Source organism: Winkia sp. UMB3158 (genome assembly GCF_030217145.1).
Lineage (GTDB): Bacteria > Actinomycetota > Actinomycetes > Actinomycetales > Actinomycetaceae > Winkia > Winkia anitrata.
On the sequence record NZ_JASONH010000003.1, the window covers coordinates 40,258 to 60,213 of the forward strand.

At 60.1% G+C, this 19,956-nt stretch carries 20 protein-coding genes; 10 read left to right on the forward strand and 10 right to left on the reverse strand.

Annotation, left to right across the window (positions count from 1 at the left end):
- Window positions 1–110: 110 nt before the first annotated feature.
- From QP400_RS03730 to QP400_RS03745, 4 genes are read left to right on the forward strand one after another with little or no spacing between them, the layout of a single operon-like run.
- Window positions 111–1,139: an iron-siderophore ABC transporter substrate-binding protein gene (locus tag QP400_RS03730; RefSeq protein ID WP_004807220.1), complete on the forward strand. Its 1,029-nt coding sequence runs from the start codon at window positions 111–113 to the stop codon at window positions 1,137–1,139.
- Complete coding sequence (locus QP400_RS03735; RefSeq protein WP_004807222.1) at window positions 1,123–2,154, forward strand: FecCD family ABC transporter permease; 1,032 nt, start codon at window positions 1,123–1,125, stop codon at window positions 2,152–2,154. The genes QP400_RS03730 and QP400_RS03735 overlap by 17 nt, the downstream gene beginning before the upstream one ends.
- Complete coding sequence (locus QP400_RS03740) at window positions 2,154–3,182, forward strand: FecCD family ABC transporter permease (RefSeq protein ID WP_004807223.1); 1,029 nt, start codon at window positions 2,154–2,156, stop codon at window positions 3,180–3,182. Before QP400_RS03735 ends, QP400_RS03740 begins: the two co-directional genes overlap by 1 nt.
- A complete protein-coding gene (locus QP400_RS03745; protein WP_004807225.1) occupies window positions 3,182–3,970 on the forward strand; it encodes an ABC transporter ATP-binding protein in 789 nt (262 codons plus the stop codon). The genes QP400_RS03740 and QP400_RS03745 overlap by 1 nt, the downstream gene beginning before the upstream one ends.
- A 3-nt stretch (window positions 3,971–3,973) precedes the next feature.
- Here QP400_RS03745 and dtd read toward each other — a convergent pair whose 3' ends face one another.
- On the reverse strand, window positions 3,974–4,399 hold the full coding sequence (gene dtd, locus QP400_RS03750) for a D-aminoacyl-tRNA deacylase (protein ID WP_004807228.1): 426 nt from the start codon (window positions 4,397–4,399) through the stop codon (window positions 3,974–3,976).
- The gene (locus QP400_RS03755; protein ID WP_146002923.1) at window positions 4,360–4,782 is read right to left on the reverse strand and encodes a hypothetical protein; all 423 of its coding nucleotides are present in this window, start codon (window positions 4,780–4,782) and stop codon (window positions 4,360–4,362) included. The genes dtd and QP400_RS03755 overlap by 40 nt, the downstream gene beginning before the upstream one ends.
- An 81-nt stretch (window positions 4,783–4,863) precedes the next feature.
- Between QP400_RS03755 and QP400_RS03760 the strand changes: the two genes are divergently transcribed.
- The 3 genes from QP400_RS03760 (at window position 4,864) to QP400_RS03770 (ending at window position 9,404) form a co-directional block, all read left to right on the forward strand.
- Window positions 4,864–5,376 carry a GNAT family N-acetyltransferase gene (locus tag QP400_RS03760; RefSeq protein ID WP_141740545.1) on the forward strand — a complete coding sequence of 171 codons (513 nt, stop codon included), beginning with the start codon at window positions 4,864–4,866 and terminating at the stop codon, window positions 5,374–5,376.
- A gap of 153 nt (window positions 5,377–5,529) precedes the next feature.
- Complete coding sequence (locus QP400_RS03765) at window positions 5,530–8,055, forward strand: ATP-dependent Clp protease ATP-binding subunit (RefSeq protein WP_004807232.1); 2,526 nt, start codon at window positions 5,530–5,532, stop codon at window positions 8,053–8,055.
- 104 nt (window positions 8,056–8,159) lie between these two features.
- Window positions 8,160–9,404, forward strand: coding sequence for a TIGR04053 family radical SAM/SPASM domain-containing protein (locus QP400_RS03770; RefSeq protein ID WP_004807233.1), 1,245 nt, complete (start codon window positions 8,160–8,162; stop codon window positions 9,402–9,404).
- Between the two features lie 24 nt (window positions 9,405–9,428).
- Here the strand turns inward: QP400_RS03770 and pdxT are convergent, their stop codons facing one another.
- Window positions 9,429–10,067, reverse strand: coding sequence for a pyridoxal 5'-phosphate synthase glutaminase subunit PdxT (gene pdxT / locus QP400_RS03775; protein ID WP_004807235.1), 639 nt, complete (start codon window positions 10,065–10,067; stop codon window positions 9,429–9,431).
- Entirely contained in the window at window positions 10,067–10,999 is a 933-nt protein-coding gene (pdxS, locus tag QP400_RS03780; RefSeq protein WP_004807237.1) for a pyridoxal 5'-phosphate synthase lyase subunit PdxS, read from the reverse strand. The genes pdxT and pdxS overlap by 1 nt, the downstream gene beginning before the upstream one ends.
- 185 nt (window positions 11,000–11,184) lie before the next feature.
- Here pdxS and QP400_RS03785 point away from each other — a divergent pair, with 185 nt between their 5' ends.
- Genes QP400_RS03785 through QP400_RS03795 form a run of 3 tightly spaced genes read left to right on the forward strand, consistent with a single transcriptional unit; the run spans window position 11,185 to window position 14,037 of the window.
- Window positions 11,185–12,294 (forward strand): ABC transporter substrate-binding protein, encoded by a 1,110-nt coding sequence (locus tag QP400_RS03785; protein WP_004807240.1) that lies wholly within the window; start codon window positions 11,185–11,187, stop codon window positions 12,292–12,294.
- A complete protein-coding gene (locus tag QP400_RS03790) occupies window positions 12,287–13,276 on the forward strand; it encodes a FecCD family ABC transporter permease (protein WP_004807242.1) in 990 nt (329 codons plus the stop codon). The genes QP400_RS03785 and QP400_RS03790 overlap by 8 nt, the downstream gene beginning before the upstream one ends.
- The gene (locus QP400_RS03795) at window positions 13,273–14,037 is read left to right on the forward strand and encodes an ABC transporter ATP-binding protein (RefSeq protein ID WP_004807244.1); all 765 of its coding nucleotides are present in this window, start codon (window positions 13,273–13,275) and stop codon (window positions 14,035–14,037) included. The genes QP400_RS03790 and QP400_RS03795 overlap by 4 nt, the downstream gene beginning before the upstream one ends.
- Here QP400_RS03795 and QP400_RS03800 read toward each other — a convergent pair.
- The 6 genes from QP400_RS03800 to QP400_RS03825 are packed head-to-tail and all read right to left on the reverse strand — an operon-like array spanning window position 14,034 to window position 19,951.
- The gene (locus tag QP400_RS03800) at window positions 14,034–14,918 is read right to left on the reverse strand and encodes an FAD:protein FMN transferase (RefSeq protein WP_004807246.1); all 885 of its coding nucleotides are present in this window, start codon (window positions 14,916–14,918) and stop codon (window positions 14,034–14,036) included. The two genes, QP400_RS03795 and QP400_RS03800, sit on opposite strands and share 4 nt — an antisense overlap.
- Window positions 14,902–15,417: an FMN-binding protein gene (locus tag QP400_RS03805; RefSeq protein ID WP_004807249.1), complete on the reverse strand. Its 516-nt coding sequence runs from the start codon at window positions 15,415–15,417 to the stop codon at window positions 14,902–14,904. The genes QP400_RS03800 and QP400_RS03805 overlap by 17 nt, the downstream gene beginning before the upstream one ends.
- On the reverse strand, window positions 15,414–16,139 hold the full coding sequence (locus tag QP400_RS03810) for an ABC transporter ATP-binding protein (RefSeq protein WP_004807250.1): 726 nt from the start codon (window positions 16,137–16,139) through the stop codon (window positions 15,414–15,416). Before QP400_RS03810 ends, QP400_RS03805 begins: the two co-directional genes overlap by 4 nt.
- Before the next feature lie 10 nt (window positions 16,140–16,149).
- On the reverse strand, window positions 16,150–17,364 hold the full coding sequence (locus QP400_RS03815; protein WP_004807252.1) for an ABC transporter permease: 1,215 nt from the start codon (window positions 17,362–17,364) through the stop codon (window positions 16,150–16,152).
- A 3-nt stretch (window positions 17,365–17,367) separates the two neighbouring features.
- The gene (locus QP400_RS03820; protein ID WP_285462537.1) at window positions 17,368–18,642 is read right to left on the reverse strand and encodes an ABC transporter permease; all 1,275 of its coding nucleotides are present in this window, start codon (window positions 18,640–18,642) and stop codon (window positions 17,368–17,370) included.
- A 10-nt stretch (window positions 18,643–18,652) separates the two neighbouring features.
- The gene (locus tag QP400_RS03825) at window positions 18,653–19,951 is read right to left on the reverse strand and encodes a Fe-S-containing protein (protein WP_004807255.1); all 1,299 of its coding nucleotides are present in this window, start codon (window positions 19,949–19,951) and stop codon (window positions 18,653–18,655) included.
- Between the last annotated feature and the right edge of the window lie 5 nt (window positions 19,952–19,956).

Sequence of the window (19,956 nt, forward strand, 5' to 3'; positions counted from 1 at the left end):
GGCAATATTTCAATCAATTCACCCAGGAGCGAGCCGCGCTCTGGAGTAGCCACTGTCGTAGCGCTAGGATAGGTTGGCCTAAGTATTCAGCTACGAATGTGAATGTGAGAATGAAAAAGCTACGTATTTTAGCTGCCCTCGCAGCCAGCGCCGCCCTCGCCCTAACTGCCTGTTCGCCAGCGGAAAATGACGCTGCGTCCTCGGGAAAAAACGAAGGGGAAGGCCAGACCGTTTCGATTACCCACGCGCTCGGCACCACCAAAATCACCGGCAAGCCAAAACGGGTAGCAACGGTGGGCTGGAACAACCAGGAAGTACCCCTCGCCCTCGGCATTCAACCGGTAGGAATGCCCAAGGCCGCCTTCGGTGACGCCGACGGGGACGGCATGGTCACCTGGGTAAAACAAAAAGTCGAAGAACTGGGCGGGGAAAAGCCCGTCCTCTTTGACGAAACCGACGGCATCCAATTCGAAAAGGTTGCCGATACGAAGCCGGACGTGATCCTGGCCGCCTACTCCGGGCTTACAAAAGAAGACTACGAAAAGCTGTCCAAGATTGCCCCCACAGTTGCCTACCCGAACAAGCCGTGGAATACCACTATGAAGCAGATGGTCACCATGGACTCGAAAGCGCTAGGAATGGAAAAGGAAGGCAAACAGCTGTTGGCCGACCTGGACAAGGAAGTGGACCAGCAGATGGCCAAGCACCCGAACTTGAAAGGCAAGAAGGTGCTGTTTACAGCCTTCGGCACGAACGGCTCGGACCTATCTAAGGTGGGCTTCTACGTCAGTGGCGACCCGCGTGCAGACATCCTCGAAAAAGCCGGAATGGGCGTACCGGACATTGTGAAGAAGTATTCGGGCAACACCGACAGCTTCTATAAGGAGGTTTCCTCGGACAAGCCAGAAATGTTCTCTGACGTGGACTTGATAGTCACCTACGGGCCGCAGGACGACCCGACCTCGCTAGTAGCCGACATGCAAAAGCACCCGCTAGTAGGGCGCATTCCCGCGGTGAAGGCCGGGCACGTAGCCGTGCTGAAGAATGACGATCTGGGAGCGGCAGCAAATCCGTCTCCGCTCGGACTGCAGTGGGGATTCGGCAAGTTCCTTGACCTGCTAGATGGCGCCCTCAAGTAACAGCACGCCAAAGCGGGTGGTAGAGGGCAAGAAGCGGTGGGCGCTACTAGGCGTTGGGCTGGTAGCGCTAGCAGGGCTCTGCTTATTAGAAATCACCCTAGGAGTGCGCAACGTCAGCCCGGCTGACGTGTGGGCGGCACTGCTAGGAAAGCAAGAGGGCGTGGGCCAAGCCGTCGCCTCCACCCGCCTGCCCCGCTGCCTGCTCGGACTGCTAGTAGGGGCCTCCTTGGCCGTAGCGGGCGCACTAATGCAGGCAGTAACCCGCAACCCACTGGCAGACCCAGGCATCTTCGGGGTCCTGCCCGGAGCCTCCTTCGCGGTGGTGGCCGGCCTCGCCTTCTTCGGCATTACCAGCCCTAACGTGCAGATGCTACTGGCCATTATCGGGGCCGGCGTGGCCGCTGGCGCAGTATACGCAATTGGTTCCCTGGGGCGCGGCGGCCCCTCGCCCCTGAAACTCGCCCTCGCCGGCGCGGCTACCGGCGCGGCACTAGTGTCATTCGCGAACGCCATCTTGCTGCCCAGGGCGCAGGCGCTAGACTCCTACCGCTTCTGGCAGATTGGCGGGCTCGGCCGGGCCGATTGGACCCGCATGAGCTGGGCCATCCCCGCCCTCGTAGTAGCCTTCGCAATGGCCACTGCCTGCGCGCGTGGGCTGAACGCAATGGCCTTGGGCGATGATCTGGCCAGAGGATTGGGCGAGGACGTAGCTCGCACCCGCGCACTTTCCTCAATTGCGGCAGTGGTGCTGTGTGGGGTAGCTACCGCCCTGGCCGGGCCTATCGCCTTCGTGGGCTTGATCGTGCCCCACCTATTTCGGCTGCTGCTCGGCCCGGACCACCGGTGGCTGCTGCCGTTTGCGGCACTGGGAGGAGCCGGGCTGCTACTGGCCGCAGACGTGGTAGGACGCGTGGTTGCCCGTCCCGAGCAGATCGCCGTAGGCATCATTACGCCGCTACTGGGAGCTCCCTTCTTCATTTGGATTGTGCGCAGGCAGAAGGGTCAGGCGCTGTAATGGGAATGGCAACACAGCTCAGCAGGCGCTCCGCCCGCCTACGGCGCCGCCGCCTCTGCCTAATGGCGCTCCTCGCCACCATTGTGGGCGGCCTATTCGTGGCCTCACTACTGTTCGGGCAGACTTACTACAGCCCCGCCGAAGTAGCGGGCGTCATCGCCGGCCGCGACGTGCCGGGAGCCTCCTACACGGTAGGGGAACTACGGTTGCCGCGCGCCGCCCTCGCCGTGGTGGCCGGAGCATGCTTCGGGGCCGCTGGCACCACCTTCCAAACTCTGCTGCGAAACCAACTGGCCTCCCCGGATGTAATCGGAATTTCCGCGGGGGCAAGCGCCGCCGGCGTTGTTGCGATCCTGTTTTTCGACCTCTCCGCGATGGCGGTGTCGGCGTGGGCGCTCCTGGGAGGGCTGGCAGTAGCCGGGCTGATCTACTTCCTGTCGCTGCGCGACGGCTTTGCGGGGACCCGCCTCATCCTGATCGGCATTGGGATGGCGGCCGCGCTCAATTCCGTGGTCACCTATGCCCTCTCGAGGGCGGCCGCGTGGGACCTAAACCAGGCCGCCAGATGGATGTCGGGGTCGCTAAACGGGGCAACCTGGGAACGAGTCATGCCCGTGGCGCTCATCTGCGTAGCGGGACTAGTCGCCCTCGGAATGAACGCGCGGGATCTGGATGTGTTGCGGCTCGGCGACGACTCCGCAGCCAGCCTAGGCGTTTCGGTAGAGCGCAAACGACTACTGCTCATTGGGTGCGCGGTCGCGATGATCGCGGTGGCAACGGCCGCGTGCGGGCCCGTGGCATTCGTGGCGTTCATGGCCGGACCAATTGCCGGACGTATATTCGGGCCGGCGAGTCCGCTGCTGTTCCCCGCCGCACTGGTAGGGGCGGCTCTGGTGCTGCTGTCCGATTTTGTGGGTCAGTTTGCGTTCGGAACCTCCTACCCGGTGGGAGTCATAACCGGGGCCCTGGGAGCACCCTTCTTGGTGGTGCTGCTGGTGCGCGCCAACAGGGAAGGAAGGACGCTGTAATGGCTTCACTGCAGGCAAAAACTCTCACGCTAACCTACGGGGCGCAGCCGGTCGCTACAGACCTTTCTGTGCAGGTAGAACCCGGAAAAATTACCGCAATAGTGGGCCCCAATGGGTGCGGGAAATCAACATTGCTGCGCGCCCTCTCTAGGCTGCTGGCCCCGGCCAGTGGTCGCGTGGAGCTCGACGGGAAGTCCCTTTCCGACTTTACCGGCAAGGAATTGGCTAAGGTACTGGGGCTGCTGCCGCAGTCTCCGGTTGCTCCAGAAGGGATAACGGTAGCTGACCTGGTTGGGCGAGGGCGACACCCGCACCTTGGGCTGTGGGGCCGCTACAGCAAGCAGGACTATCAGATCATTGCCCACGCCCTAGAGGCGACGGGCACCGCCGAATTTTCGAACCGGCCCATAGAGGAACTATCGGGTGGGCAGCGCCAGCGCGTGTGGATCGCCATGGCCCTGGCTCAGGATACCGACGTGCTGCTACTGGATGAGCCCACCACCTACCTAGACGTAGCTAACCAGCTGGACATTTTGGACCTGCTGGTAGAACTCAACCAGGAACGCGGCACCACCATCTTGATGGTGCTACACGACCTGAACATGGCCGCCCGCTACTGCGACCAGCTGATCGCCATGAGGGCGGGCAAAATTGTTGCAGCCGGCAGTCCGGCCGAAGTAGTGACGGCCGCAAATATGCGGCAGGTATTTGGCATCAATGCCCGGGTGATCGCCGACCCAACCTCCGGGGCGCCCCTGGTACTGCCCATCGGCAGACACAGAGTATAGGGACTAGGCCTCGACCAGTACGGTGTAGGGTCCGTCGTTAGTGAAGGAAACCTTCATGTGGGCGCCAAACTGGCCGGTCTCTACGTGCAGGCCGCGCTCTCTAAGGCCAGCCGCGACAGCCTCGTATATCGGTTCAGCTACCTGCCCAGGAGCAGCCTTCGACCAGGACGGACGACGCCCCTTGCGAGTGTCCCCATACAGGGTGAATTGGCTGATCAGCAGAATGGGAGCGTCGTTGTCGCTGGCGGAAGTTTCGTCCTCGAAAATGCGAAGATCGGCGATCTTGCGAACTACCTTATCTATCTGTTCCTTGCCATCTTCGTGGGTGATACCAAGCAGAACCATCAATCCCTGCCCGGTAAAGCCTCCCAGCTGCTTTCCTTCGACCGTTACGTTGGCGCCTTCTGCGCGTTGGATGAGTGCTCGCATACAGCCATGGTAACGCGAATACGGTGCCCCATTTGAGCTGCGCGGGTGGGCGGGGCGGGTACCTGAAAAGACGACATAGAAAAACCCGTTGGCCTCGAAAGGAAAATGGCTAAAACGAAAAAAATAAAACCTTTTACTCTTTGATTTTTGCGCCCCTGAAAGCGCAGATAAAACGACCAATAATCGGGTTTTCTGTAATCTGCAATGATTTGCGGCGGACGCTGCCACTCGCTGCCCATCCCGGCAGTATTTTGCCCGAAACTAGAGAACCGCCCCGCGTGATTCGCCCTACAATAGCTTGCGTTTTTGTCTAATTTTGCTAACTTAGAAGAGCGGATAAATTTAGAAATGCGAGGAATAAACAGAAATTGGTTCGCATCCAAGAAGCAAATAGTAACGAACAGATTAGACAAGCCGCACAGATTTTCGCAGATGCCTTCGCTAACGACCCCTCGTGCAGGGCAATGTTTCCCAGCGAAGAAGCCTGCCGCAAACTTATGGCCGCAGACGTAACGCTAGGCCTAAAAATCGGCTACATCTCCACACTCGACGTGGCGATTGACGAGGAAACCGGCAAGGTGATCGGTGCCCTTACCTCCCAGTCTCCAGACGGGAAGGTGAACAAGATTCGCAACACCCTGCTGGACATTTTTGAACGCTTTACTCCAAGCGGGCGGCGCGAACGCTTCCACGAAAGCAAGGTGGAAGCATTCCGCCCTCAGGAAAAGCACTGGTACCTGCGCACGCTCGGGGCGGCCCCCGAAGCGCGTGGGCAGGGCATCGGCTCGAAGCTGTTGCAGTACCGGTTGGGCATCATCGATTCTGACCCGGCTCCGGCGTTCCTGGAATCGACCACCCCCGCTAGCCAGCGGCTATACAAACGCTTTGGCTTCGAGACGGTGGCGGACGTGGCTACGCTGCCCGGGATTACGGTCTACGCCATGATCCGGCCAGCTAAAGTCAAAGCGCTGGTCTGAGCCAACTAGCGGCACTAAATAGTCAACCTAAAGGGCGTCCCCACTACCGAAAGGGGCGCCCTTTAACCTGTGCTGGCAGCGAACATTGCCGCAAGGGGGCGCGCGAAGCCTCCATAATGGAAGCAGTTTTTGCAATCGCCAAAAGGGAGTTTCATGTTCGAGCGGTTTACAGATCGGGCCCGCCGCGTCATCGTGCTGGCGCAGGACGAGGCTCGAAACCTCAACCACAATTACATCGGCACTGAACACCTACTGTTGGGGCTCATCACTGAGGGTGAAGGGGTTGCCGCCAAAGCCCTAGAGATGATGGACGTATCCCGCGACAAGGTGCGCGACGAAGTAGTGACCATCATTGGTTCGGGCGATCAGCCTGTCCCCGGGCACATCCCGTTTACTCCGCGCGCCAAGAAGGTACTCGAGCTGTCTTTGCGCGAGGCTCTTCAGCTCGGCCACAACTACATTGGCACCGAACATATTCTGCTTGGCCTAATTCGCGAGGGCGAGGGCGTGGCCGCCCAGGTGCTAACCAACCTGGGGGCTGACCTACAGACTGTGCGCCACAACGTAGTCCAGTTGCTTTCTGGCTACCAGGGCGGGCAGGCCGAGGGCGGGGAAACCGTCGGCGTCGGAGGCTCCTCCTCGCCACAGGGGCAAAAGTCCGGCTCGGCCATCTTGGACCAGTTCGGGCGCAACCTGACCAAGGCGGCCCACGAACAGAAGCTGGACCCGGTTATTGGCAGGAAGAACGAAATGGAAAGGGTCATGCAGATCCTTTCCCGCCGCACCAAGAACAACCCGGTGCTTATTGGCGAACCCGGCGTGGGCAAAACCTCCGTTGTCGAAGGCTTGGCACAGGCGATTGTGGCTGGCGACGTCCCAGAAACCCTGAAGGACAAGCAGCTTTACAGTCTGGACATGGGCTCGCTGGTGGCCGGTTCGCGTTACCGTGGCGATTTCGAAGAGCGTCTGAAGAAGGTACTGAAGGAAATCCGCACTCGCGGCGACATTATTCTTTTCATTGACGAGATCCACACCCTGGTAGGTGCGGGTGCCGCCGAGGGCGCAATCGATGCGGCTTCCATCTTGAAGCCGATGCTTGCCCGCGGCGAGCTGCAGACCATTGGTGCCACCACTAACGACGAGTACCGCAAGCACATCGAAAAGGATGCCGCCCTCGAACGCCGTTTCCAGCCGGTTCGGGTGGAACAGCCCACGGTTGAAGAGACGGAATTGATCTTGAAGGGGCTGCGCGACCGGTACGAAGCGCACCACCGCGTCATCATCACCGACGAGGCCATCAAGGCAGCGGCAACACTTTCCGACCGCTACATTTCTGACCGGTTCCTGCCGGACAAGGCGATCGACTTGATCGACGAGGCCGGTGCCCGCCTGCGCATTCGCCGCATGACCGCGCCGCCGGAACTTCGCGAGATTGACGAGAAGATTGCCGACGTGCGCCGCAAGAAGGAATCGGCGATCGACGATCAGGACTTCGAAGCCGCTGCATCCCTGCGCGACCAGGAAAAGAAGCTGTCCGAGGAGCGGGCGTCGAAGGAATCCGAGTGGAAGTCCGGCGACATGGACCGCATCGCCGAGGTGACGGAGGAATCCATCGCCGAGGTGCTGGCAATGTCTACCGGCATCCCGGTGTTCAAGCTAACCGAGACCGAATCTGCCAAGCTGCTGCACATGGAGGACGCGCTGCACAAGCGCATCATTGGCCAGGATGAGGCCGTGAAGGCCCTGTCCAAGTCGATCCGCCGTACCAGGGCTGGCCTGAAGGATCCGAAGCGTCCTGGCGGCTCGTTCATCTTTGCTGGCCCTACTGGCGTCGGCAAGACCGAGCTGGCAAAGGCTCTGGCCGAATTCCTGTTCGGCGACGAGGACGCCCTGATCCAACTGGATATGTCCGAGTTCGGCGAGAAGCACACCTCTTCCCGCCTGTTCGGTGCCCCTCCGGGATACGTCGGCTTTGACGAGGGCGGCGAGCTAACCGAGAAGGTCCGTCGCAGGCCCTTCAGCGTCGTCCTCTTCGACGAGGTAGAGAAGGCCCACCCGGACATCTTCAACACCCTGTTGCAGATCCTGGAAGACGGCCGCCTGACCGATTCGCAGGGGCGCCTGGTCGACTTCAAGAACACGGTCATCATCATGACCACCAACTTGGGTACGCGCGACATCAATAAGGGAGTCATGACCGGTTTCCAGGCCGCTGGGGAACTGTCTACCGACTACGACCGCATGCGCTCGAAGGTCTCGGAAGAGCTGAAGCAGCACTTCCGCCCCGAGTTCCTAAACCGTGTGGACGAGGTTGTAGTGTTCCCGCCGCTGAAGCGCAACGAGATCGTGCGCATCGTGGACCTGATGATGGGCCAGCTTTCCGAGCGCATGGCCGATCGCAACATGAAGATCGAACTGACCGCCGATGCTCGCGAACTGCTAGCGGACAAGGGCTACGATCCGGTGCTCGGTGCCCGTCCGTTGCGCAGGGCTATTCAACGCGAGATCGAGGATCCGCTGTCCGAGAAGATCCTGTTTGGCGATTTCAAGGATGGCGAGTCCGTGCAGGTTGACGTCGATCCAGACAATCCGCTGGAATTCGTGTTCAACCACCTGGGCGAAACCGTCCTAGAAGGTCAGCAAGAGGGCCAGCAGGAAGAACAGGTAGAGGCCGAATAGGCATTACAAGCACATAAGAATGTGGGCGGGGCGAAGGCCCCGCCCACACGTGTTTTCTGACGAGTAAAATGCGCCTGTCAAAAACCCGAATTTAGGAGTGAGCGATGGCTCCCCACCCACATGCCCTCTCAACTGGAAAAACGCGTAAGCACCCGGTGGTTCGCCAGATTAGACACGACTTAACGAAAAAGCCATTTATTGCAATTTGGGAAGTGACGCGAGCCTGCGCCCTCGTCTGCAAACACTGCCGTGCCGAGGCGCAGCCGCACGCTGCCCCCGGACAGCTGAGCACTGAGCAGGGGAAGAACCTCCTGGAACAGCTGGCGGCATATGACAAGCCGCGGCCGCTAGTGGTGTTCACCGGCGGGGATTGCTTTGAACGCAAAGACCTGGTGGAACTTGTCCAATACGGCACTGATTTGGGCCTGTCCGTATCGATTTCGCCCTCGGTGACCCCGCTGTTCACCCGCGAACGGCTGCAGGCTCTGCGCGACGCGGGCGGCAAGGCCATGTCGGTATCGATGGACGGAGCCACCCCAGAAACCCACGACGCCTTTCGGGGCATTACGGGTACTTTCGAGAAGACGGTCGAAGCCACCCGCAGGATCAACGAGGTAGGTTTCCGCCTGCAAATAAACTCCACGCTTACCCGCGGCAACATTCACGAGGCACCGGCAATGCTGGCGAAGGCCATAGAGCTGGAAGCCTTCATGTGGTACGTGTTCTTCCTGGTGCCTACCGGGCGCGGATCCCAGCTGAACATGCTCAGTCCTGCCGAACGCGAGGACGTGCTGCACTGGTTGCATGACGTGTCGGACCGAATCGCCATCAAAACCACGGAGGCGCCCCAATACCGCCGCGTTGCCTTCCAGCGCGATGAAGCACAGCAAAAGGGCGAGGCTTTGCCCGAGCGCGGCGAGCTCTACCACTGGCTGAGCGAGGAGACGACGCGGCTGATAGGGGCGCACGCCCGCAAGCCGCGGCTGCCACGCACGCCCTTGGCTATCAATTCCGGCTCTGGCTTCGTATTCATTGACCACGTTGGGGGCGTCTACCCGTCAGGGTTCCTGCCCATTCACGTGGGCTCGGTAAAAGACACCCCCTTGGCTGACCTGTACGCCAACAGCCAGGTTATGCGCGACCTGCGCACGCCCTCGGCATTCCACGGCAAGTGCGGGGTGTGCAAGTACAACCACTTCTGTGGCGGTTCCAGGTCAACGGCATACGCACTTACCGGCGACCCCTTGGCTAGCGATCCCACCTGCGTCTATGTGCCAGACGGGTACGACGGGCCCATGCCTAAGGGGTGGTCTGCCGACTCGCGGCCGTTGCCCCCAGGCTGCAACTAAGAGCTGCCTGAGGGCGGAGGGCCGCTAGGCCAGACGGTTTAGCAGGTCGGTGTGGAAGGTGGCGTCCCCGGTTAGTTCCGGGTGGAAGGACAGGGCCACAATGTTGTTCCCACGGACGGCAACAATGTCGCCATCTTCTTCAAGGCCCCCCTGCTCGGGCATGCGCCTGGCGAGCACCTGCACGTCCTCACCCACGCGCACAATCTTCGGCGCCCTGATGAAGGCGCCTCGAACGGGCCCCAAGGTGGTATCCAAGGTTACTTCTGCCGAGGCAGTCTGCGAGCCGTAGACATTCCTAGAGACGGTCGTATCCAATACCCCCAGGCTGGTCTGGCCAGGGGCGGCATCTAGCACCTTCCTGGACACCAAAATCATGCCGGCACACGTAGCCAGGCAGGGCAGGCCGTCTGCCAACAGGTCGGCCAGCAGCTGCTTCATATTGAAGATCTTCAGCAGCCGGTCAATGGTAGAAGATTCCCCGCCGGGCAACACGATGCCATCCAGGTGGGATTCCAGGTCTGCTTCTTTCCGCACCAGGCGCACCGTGGCGCCCAGGTCAGAAAGCATCTGAGCGTGCTCGGCAACCCCGCCTTGCAGGGCCAAAACTCCAATAGTAGGCCCGGAACCCGACTGGCGGGTTCCGGGCAATACCTGTGCCTTCATTACCAGCCGCGCTCCGCTAGGCGGTGCGGGGCAGGAAGGTCGGCAACGTTGATGCCAACCATGGCCTCGCCCAGGCCACGAGAGACGTCGGCAACTACTGCCGGATCGTCGTACTGGGCAACGGCCTTCACGATCGCCTTTGCGCGTGCCTCGGGGTTGCCGGACTTGAAGATGCCGGAACCGACGAACACGCCCTCGGCGCCCAGCTGCATCATCATGGCCGCGTCTGCCGGGGTGGCTACACCGCCCGCAACGAAGAGGACGACGGGCAGCTTGCCCTCGCGTGCCACTTCCTCGACGATCTCGTAAGGAGCCTGCAGTTCCTTAGCGGCAACGTACAGTTCCTCGGGGTTGGCCTGGTAGGTGGCCTGCAGCTTCGCGATCTGCGCGCGAATGGTGCGAATATGGGTGGTTGCCTCCGACACGTCGCCGGTGCCGGCCTCGCCCTTGGAACGGATCATGGCCGCGCCCTCGGCAATACGACGGATCGCCTCACCCAGGTTGGTAGCACCGCAGACGAAGGGGACCTTGAAATCGTGCTTGTCGATGTGGTGGGCGTAGTCGGCGGGGGAGAGTACTTCGGACTCGTCAATGTAGTCGACGCCCAGGTGCTCCAGGACCTGTGCTTCAACAAAGTGGCCGATGCGGGCCTTTGCCATGACCGGAATGGACACTTCGTCGATGATGGAGTCAATCAGATCCGGATCGGACATGCGGGCCACGCCGCCCTGGGCGCGAATGTCGGCAGGAACGCGTTCCAGAGCCATTACGGCAACTGCGCCTGCGTCCTCGGCAATACGAGCCTGTTCGGGAGTGACCACGTCCATGATCACCCCGCCCTTCAGCATGTCAGCCAAGCCGCGCTTGACTAGAGGGGAACCGGTACGAACTTCTTTTTCTGCGTCGCCCTTAGCGACATTGTTTTTCGTCATGACTCAATCTTGGCGGTAATTCTGGTCTAGCGCAAGATCCAGAAAAAGCGAAAACCAATAGACCAGTATTCTAGGCTGAGGTAGTCCGCAGATGCGGGATAGGGGTAGCTAATTTGCCATTTATGATTGAATTTATGAAGAACCGCACTGGATTTGCGGAATGTTTATAGAAAGTAGATATACCAATGCGAACCTCTAGAATCCTGGCTGCACTGCTGCCGCTAGCGCTCGTGCCGGCATTGGCCGGCTGTGGAGAACAGGCCAAAAATACCGATGCGAAGACGTCTGCTTCCCAAAGTCAGCAGGCCTCTAAGGAACTGAAATTTACAGACCAGGCCGACCACCAGGTGTCGGTCAAAGTCCCCGTGAAGCGTATGGTTGTGCTGCAACACCACAGCGCGGACATCCTTGCCCAGCTGGGAGCCCAAAAACAGGTAGTGGGCATCGAACAGAAGTGGAAACGCAACCTTGGAGACTACATGGTCGATGTGTTCCCGGGAATCGAGAAGCTGCCCACTCCGGGGCAACTCGACTCCATGAACGTCGAGCAGGTTGCAGCGCTGAAACCTGACATCGTCATCGTCGCCTCCCAAGCCAATCCCGCAGACCTGAAGAAGCTCGACGGCCTAAAGATCCCCTACGCCACGGTGTCCCTGCGTGCCGAGGGCAAGCAGGAAGAAGCCCAGAACCCGCGGCTGGCAGATTCAGACAAGGCCTACACCGACGGGCTGGAATGGTCCGTAAAGACCTTGGGGAAGCTGACCGGTAAGGAAGAAAAGGCCAAGAAACTGTGGGACTTCACCACGCAGTCCCGCAAATATGTAGAAGACAAAGTTGGCAAGGTTGCCGAACCCAAGACGGTGCTAGTTGCTAACGAGGGCGAACAAACCTACGGCAACGACAAGTACGTGGGCGCCCAGATGGTGCGCGCAGGCGCAAAGAACGTGGCTGCCGACGACATCCAGGGGTACAAGCAGTACAACTTCGAACAGGCCCTTGCCTGGGACCCCGACTATGTAGTGGTGCAGGACCGCTACCCGGAGGTGTACAAGGAAGTGACCACCGCGCCGAAGTGGCAGGCGATGCGCGCGGTCAAGGAGGGCAACGTCATCAAGGCCCCATACTGGACCAAGCCGTGGGGTAACCCCGATACCGATTCGATGGCCCTGGGCGAACCCTACTTCGCCCACAAGTTCTACCCGAACCTGGTAAGCGCCGACTACGTCCAGAAGAGGGTGGAAGACTTCTACAAGACCTTCTACGGCGTCCTCTTCAAGGGCAAAGTCAGTGAGTAAAACTACCCGCCTGGCCAGCGCAATCGGATTCGTAGTAGTGCCGGTCGCGCTGGCCTTGGCAGCTGCGGCAATCGGGGCTTTCCCCATCCCGCTGTCGCAGGTATTAGCGGCATTGGTAGGCAAAGCCGACCCCCAGATGGCAACTGTGCTGTACACGGTTCGCCTGCCCCGCATCGGCGCTGCCATCCTAGTGGGGGCGGCGCTCGCGGGGGCCGGTGCCGTATACCAGGCCATCTTTCACAACCCGCTGTCTTCGCCCTACACGCTCGGGGTAGCTAACGGAGCCGGCTTTGGGGCTGGCTTGGCCATCATCTTCGGAGCCTCCTCCATCCTGATCCAGGCCAGTGCCGTGGGGTGGGCAATCGTATCGGTTGGGCTCACCTTCTTACTGGCTAATGCCTCCCGGTCTGGACCGGTCACGTTGATCCTGTCGGGCATGCTGGTAGGTGCCTTCTTCGCCTCCCTTGTGTCATTCCTGAAATTCGTTGCTGACCCGTACGAAAAACTGCCCCAGATTGTCTTTTGGCTGATGGGTTCCATCTCGGCCATCTCAACTGCGCAGCTGCTGTCTATCCTGCCCGCCCTCGCCGTGGCCGGGGTAGTGATAGCGGCGTTCCTGTGGCGGCTGAACGCTATCAGTTTTGACGACAGATTTGCCCGGTCAATCGGCATCAACGTGACTACAGAACGCGCCGTCGTTCTTTTTGCCGCATCCGTACTAGCGGCCGTCGTAATTTCGGTGGCCGGCATCGTCGGCTGGGTAGGGGTAGTGGTGCCCCACTTCGCTCGCATGATAGTAGGTAACGACATGCGCAAAGTATTTGCCGCCTCCCTGTCCATGGGAGCCACGATGCTGCTAGGAATCGATCTGTTGGCTCGGACTCTAACCTCTGGGGAACTGCCACTAGGGGTGCTTACCGGCATCGTGGGGGTACCCATTTTCCTATTCCTGATAGTGCGAGGGCGGGTGAGCTTCGAATGATCGAGGTTGCCCACCTAGATTTCTCCTACGGGTCCCACCAGGTGTTACACGATGTTTCTTTCCGCATCGAGGCGGGGCAAATATTGAGCCTGCTAGGCCCAAACGGCATCGGCAAATCCACCCTCTTGGAACTGTTAGTAGGGTCCCTGAAACCGGGTCGCGGCAAGGTCTTATTGCAGGGCAAGGAAGCAAGTGCGCTCACCCCCAAGCAGATTGCCCACCAGGTGGCATATGTGCCCCAGCAGCTGCGCGCCGCATTCAACTTCTCGGTGCTCGAGGTGGTCACTATGGCCCGCACTGGAAGGCAGGGGTACTTCGCTTCGCCCTCGAAAGCCGACCGCGAGGTGGCCCAGCAGTGTCTGCAAACAATGGGGATCACCCACCTGGCAGACAAAGGCTACTCCCAGATTTCGGGAGGCGAACGCCAACTTTGTTCCCTAGCAGGTGCGCTAGCCCAGGACACCAAGGTAATAGTGCTAGACGAACCGACCTCGCATCTAGATCCCGCCCGCGCCCATATGCTGCTAAAACAATTGCGCGAACTGAACCAGCAACTGGGCAAAACCATTGTTCTTACCACCCACGACCCAAACCACGCCTTCTACTTGGGCGGATCGGTACTGGCCTTGGCACGCGGTCGAGTAGCCGCATTCGGGCCGGTAGCTGAAGTAGCCACTGAGAAGTGTCTTGCCAGCCTATACGGTTGCCCCTTCACCCTGGGGCGTGTTGCTGGATGCACTGTGGCCGTGATTGCTGACTAGGAACGGGCCACTACGGTTACGCCCTCGAATAGAGCAGGAGGCATCTTGCCCACCAGCGCTGCCGTGGAACAGACCTCGGCCCGCATCCCGTCCGCGCAAGTAACGCTAACCTGGCGGGTGCCACTCGCGGCGGGACGCCCGGTGGCCGGATCGATGATGTGGTGCACCACCTGCCCCGATACCAGCTCGGGCAAGCACTGCAAGTAGTCTCCGGAGGTCGACAGCGAAGTGTGGGAGGAAAGCTCTACCACCTGCGAAATGGAGTCGACCCCTGCACGGATCCCCACAGTCCAGGGGCCTCCCAGCGTGGCTATAGAGGAGGTGCCGATGTCTACCAGGGCCCGCTCTATTCCCTCCTGTTCGCACAGGTCCCTGACCCGATCTGCCGCGTACCCTTTTGCTACCCCGCCGAGGTCGAGCATGCTACCTTCGCGAAGCCGGAAACGGAGTCCGCCGCCGTGTTCTAGAAGGTCTGTGGAGCAACTTGCACGGGCCGCAGCGATGGCGTCCTCTGAGGGGAGAGTAGGCGTCGTTCCGGCAGCTAACGCGGCCAGGTAGGCTTTGACGTCCCATAACTGGGCCAGCCGACCGATCAGGGGAGAGAAGGCCCCCTGCGAGAGCGCAGCGAGGTCCATGGTGGCAACCAGTACCCGGCCGGTCATCGGGTGGACTTGTACCCACCCGCCCCGGTTCAACTTCGAGATGTCAGAATCGGGTAAAAACTTAGACAGCAGCTGTTCCAGGCGAAACAATTCGCCCGCCACCTTCTGCTTTACCGAGTCAGGTAGCGGGGTAGCGGTGGTAATTGTAGCTACCGTCCCCATGGTGGGGACGGCAAAACGGCTGCGGTCTGAAAGAGCTGCCTTAGTAGTCTTCGTCATCCAACTTCAACGACGGGACGTCGATGCTGTCTACCGCTCCGTCATCCTTGACTCCCTGCGACTTGTAAATGGCTCGAACCGCGGCCTGCAAGAACTGACTGTGGGCTACCGTTGCTCCCGAGATGACGTCTACCTTCGTGGGGTCGCCCACCTCGGTCAGCTTCTTCGAATACTGGTCGTAGGAATGGACCACCGCCTGGGCGCGTTCGTAGTATTCCTGGTTACCTACCTCGCCGCCCTTGGTCTTGCCGTATTCCTTGTCCTTGACCTGCCCGTCTGCGGTCTTGGTCTGGTATTTCGTGTCGGTGATCTTCCCGTCCTTGACGGTGATCTGCACGGTACCAACCGCGCCCTGTTCGTCGGGGTTAGAGGCGCCCTCGAAAGTGCCGTCCTTTAGCGGCTTGGACATGTCCACCAACTGTGGCGGGGTGCAGGCACTTAGTACTACGGCCCCCAACATGCCAAACGCTGCCAGTTGCAGCGACTTCTTTGCGCTCACTTTGCCTCCTTGAGGATTGACCCAATGCCGGTGCGGTCGAAGCCTTCGCCCAACTTGTGGTTAGCTTCGCCCACCACCTTGCCGTGGTCCAAGCGAATTTCGCGGGTACCCTGGCTGGCCACCGTGGTGTCGTGTGTCACCACGATCAGCGTGGTGCCGTCCTTGTGCAGCTGCTTGAAAATGTCGAGCACAATGCGCTCATTCTTTTCGTCGAGGTTGCCGGTTGGTTCATCCGCAAGCACCAGCTTGGGGTAGTTTATCAGCGCTCTAGCAACGCAAACACGCTGCTGCTCCCCACCGGACAGCTGCGAGGGCAGGTGGCCGGCACGCTCCGCCAGCCCCACCCGATCAAGGGCGGCTAGCGCCTCCTTCTCGTCGGGCAGCGAATGGTAGTACTGGGCCACCATCACATTTTCGAGGGCGGTCAGGTGCCCAATCAGGTGGAACTGCTGGAAAATTAGGCCGATGGTTTCGCGCCGCAATTGCGTCAGATCGTGTTTGCTGGCCTTGGAAATGTCGTGGCCATCCAGCGTAACCTGGCCCTTCGAGGCCGTGTCCATGCACCCAATAATGTTCATCATGGTGGTCTTGCCAGACCCGGACGGGCCTACGATCGACAACCAGTCTCCCTGCTTTACAGTCAGGTCGACGTTGTCCAGGGCGTGCAGGTCGCCGTAGATCTTCGATACGCCTTGCAGCTGCAAGAGGGCGTCTTCACTCACTTTGAACTCCTTACTCTCCGCGCAGTACCAGGGCGGGATCGACTTCAACGGCTCGGCGCACAGGAATGGCGCTGGCCAGCGTAGATACGATGATGGACAGGATGATCGTGCCGAAGATGACCGACCAGTGCAGGGCCACAGTGCGGTGGAAAACGTTCAGCGAGATCACCTGTGCCAGGCCGTAGCCTAGGGCCGCCCCGGCGACGCCACCGACCAGGCCTAGGACTACGCCCTCGCCCAAGAATTCGGTGACAATGGACTTATCTTCAGCGCCGAGTGCCTTGCGCAAACCAATTTCGTTGCGCCGCTCAGTCACTACCGCCATCATGGTGGTGGACACGCCGATCATGATCAGTGCCAGCACGATCACCGTGATGATGACCATCAGCGAGCGCAGCATGTCCAGCACGGATGCATCCGAGTGGGCCAGTCGCGCTACCGGGGTGGCGGTGTAGTCGGCGTTCTTGGACACCTTCTCCGACAGGCTTTGCAGCGAATCCGAAGAAGCCGCAATCGAGAATTCGGCTACGGTAAGCGCAAACGGGTGCCCGGTCAACTGTTGCATGTCCTGCGGGAACATGTAGACGAAGCCGTCTTCGGGGCCACCAGTTTCGACGATGCCGGCCACCTCAACTGTTAGCTTTTGCGTCTTCCCGCCAGCTCCCGGGGCAGACTTCGAATAGTCGATGCTGCCGTCCTTCGCGGTGGGGGAGGGCTGCTTGGGCTGCGAGCTTTGCTTTTCAGCCAGCTTGGTCAGTTCGATCTGCGAGCCGCGCTTTGCCTCTGTTGCGTTCGCAATCTGCTTGCCAAGAAGGACGCTACCGGCCTTCTTCGGCCAGGCACCATCTACGTACCAGTACGGGGACATTTTGCGGACCGCGTTCAGGTCTGCGCCCACCGACACGTAGGGGAGGTCGTTGATGGTGATGGGCTGGTATTCGTAGCCCACAGCGCCTACCAGCGAGCCGTCCGGCACCTGCTTGGACACGTCCTGGACGACTTTCTTGTCCAGCGTCTTGCCTTCGCCTTGTGGCAGCACCACCATGTTCGCGCCGTAAGAGCGCATCTCCCGGGCCATCTGCCGGGGCACGTCCACCGCAATCGTGGCGAGGGCGGACAGGGTAGTAGCGCCAATTGCTACAGCCAGCATCGCTACCAGCACGCGCGAGCGGCGGCGCACGATGGAGGCCATGACCATGCGCAGAAACATTTTGCGTTTGTTCACGATTTACCTCCCGTGGAGCACTTCGGTCGGACGCAGCTTCAGCAGGAAGCGCACTGCTGGGATGGACCCGCCTACCACTACCAGTAGGGCGAGGGCGGCTACGATGCCTGCCACTGCGGGGATTACCGTGATGGACGAGCCGAAGACCAGGTGGCCGATCAGCTGGGCGAGTCCGATTCCCGCCCCATAGCCGACGAGCCCGCCGACTAAGCCGATCAGAACGATTTCGGTAAGTAGCAGCCCGGCCACGGCGCGGTCGCGTGCGCCCAGGGCCTTTAGGAGCCCAATTTCGCGGGCGCGTTCCATTACGTTAGCGGTCACTAGGTTGGCAATGGCGAGGGCGGATCCTGCCATTGACAGGACCGTCACCAAGACCATCAACAACTGGGTCTTTTCTAGTATTGTGCCTTCCGACTGGGCCACCGCGCGCACCGGCCTGGCTACCGAGTCGGGGATCGCCTCTTCAATCTGGTAGGCGATGGAAGAGACGTAGGCGGTGCAGTACCAGGTTTCCTTCTCGGAAATTGACAGGGACTTGGGGTCCTTCGCTGCCTTGCGGGCCAGTTCGTTGTCAGGGGTAGTAAGCGCCGAAACTTCTACCTGCCCCACGGCGCCGGGCTTCTTCAGCAACTGTTGTGGCACCGAAATGTCGGCGTACACCTGCCGGTCCTCTTCGCCTCCGGTATTTACGATCGCGCGAGCGGTCACGGCAGCGGAAGCGCCTTCCTCGGAAATGGTGAAAGTATCACCCACCTTGATGTTCGCATCCTTGGCCACCTTCGCACCTACGATGGCGCCCCTGGTGTCTCCCTTCACCGGCCAGTTGCCCTGCAGCTTCCACCAGCCCCGCAGATTTTCCAGGCCCGTGTCATACTTTTCGCCCGACGGTAGATCCATGTGCTTGTTGAACCAGGTGCCAACCACGCGCACAGTGTTACCGCCAACCTGCGCGTCAGTGTCCAGCAGGGGAGCGAAATCCAAAATGTTGTAGGTCCAGAAGATCGTCTTGATGTTGCCCAGAGAATCTTCCTTCAAGTAGGACTGCTGGCGTTGACTCTGCTTGAAGTTGTACAAGTCCTGAATCACCGCGGCGCCCTTGGGGCGAACCACAATATTTGCGCCGTAAGCCTTCAGTTCCTGGGAGACCTTGTCGCCAACGCCGAACATGACAGACAGCATTGCGGTAGCCACCGAGGCGCCCAGAGCTACCGTTGCCATGATCATGAGCCTTCGCCCACGTTGGCGGAATAGGGCTCCTTTTATCATTCGCAAAAACATATATTCCGCCTTACTTGAAAATCTTTACCGAACCTTCGAGGGCGGACTTGGGGACGGTAAGTTTGCCCTCAGTCACCGAGTACTCCAGTGGGATGGGGTTACATCCGCCCTTGAACCCGATGGTCGCAATGTTCATTGCTACTTCGCAAAGCTTGCAAATGACATGCCCATCTTTTTCGTAGTAGCCGGAGGCGCCGCAAATGTCGCAGGCATCCAAGCCTACGCCGTAGGCGCTGCCGGCCTTCTTGATGACGATGAAGCGTACCTTGGTGCCATCCTTGGTCGGGTACTCGAAGCGGTGCAGGTGTCCGTCGTCAATCTGCTTTAGCGGGATCACCACGTTGGTGCCCTCTTCCTGGAATGCCTCCGGAGGGGACAGCTGGATCTCGCCGCTAGCAAAGTGAGCGCCCACAGTCAGCACGATCAGCGAGATGACCATGGCAATTACGTTGGTCCAGCCTGCCCTGCGCATCGAGCGCGAGCGGGCCCTCTTGAGCCTCTTCGCAGCCGGGTTCGGCCCGGAAATCTTTAGTGCCCGTCCTCGTACGTATAGGTAGATGGCGGCGCAAACGGTAATAGCCACGGCTGCGAAAGTGAGCATCGGTTCGTGGTTTACCAGGAAAGTCAAAAATGCTACGCCGGCAGGAACCAGGTAGATCGCCCTGATCGAGTACAACAGGCGCAGCAGCAAAAACACGTGCCCGGAGCTAACGAGCAGCATGAACAGGGTAGTAATGATTAGCGCGAAGGTGGGACGCACGCGGCACATGCGGGCGACCCCCAGTCCGGCCACCAGCACCAGCGCTAGTCCCAGGCAGTAGCCCACAATGTTCAAGAAAGTGGGAGTGGAAAAGAAAGTGGCACCCACGGGAACGAAGGTGCGTGCCTGCATGTAAACCTGCTGGCTGGCCCTGAACACTGTTAGGACAACCCACAGGGAACCGCACAGCTGGGCTGCCAGCGCCCACGGGCGGCGGACCGGCCTATCAGAGGGCGAAAGCGGCATCGCCTTCAGCGTTTTCCGCCCATTGATCCAGATGAGCACCAGCGTTACCAGCCCCAAGCCAATAGTCGGCTCCAAGGTAGTCAGCGTTAGGTGCTGCCGGTCAAAACGAATAATGGAATACAGGTGCACAATGACCATCGCCAGCCCCAACAGGGCCCCCAGCACCGTGCCCCACAAGACAGGGCGGGAACCCGGACGAACCGGGTCCCCGCCACTTGCCAGTGCAAGGGTAGGCGACAGTGCTCCCAACGTTAGGGACACGAGTAGCAGTGAAGCGACTACTTGTACCAGTTGTTCGAGCACTATCT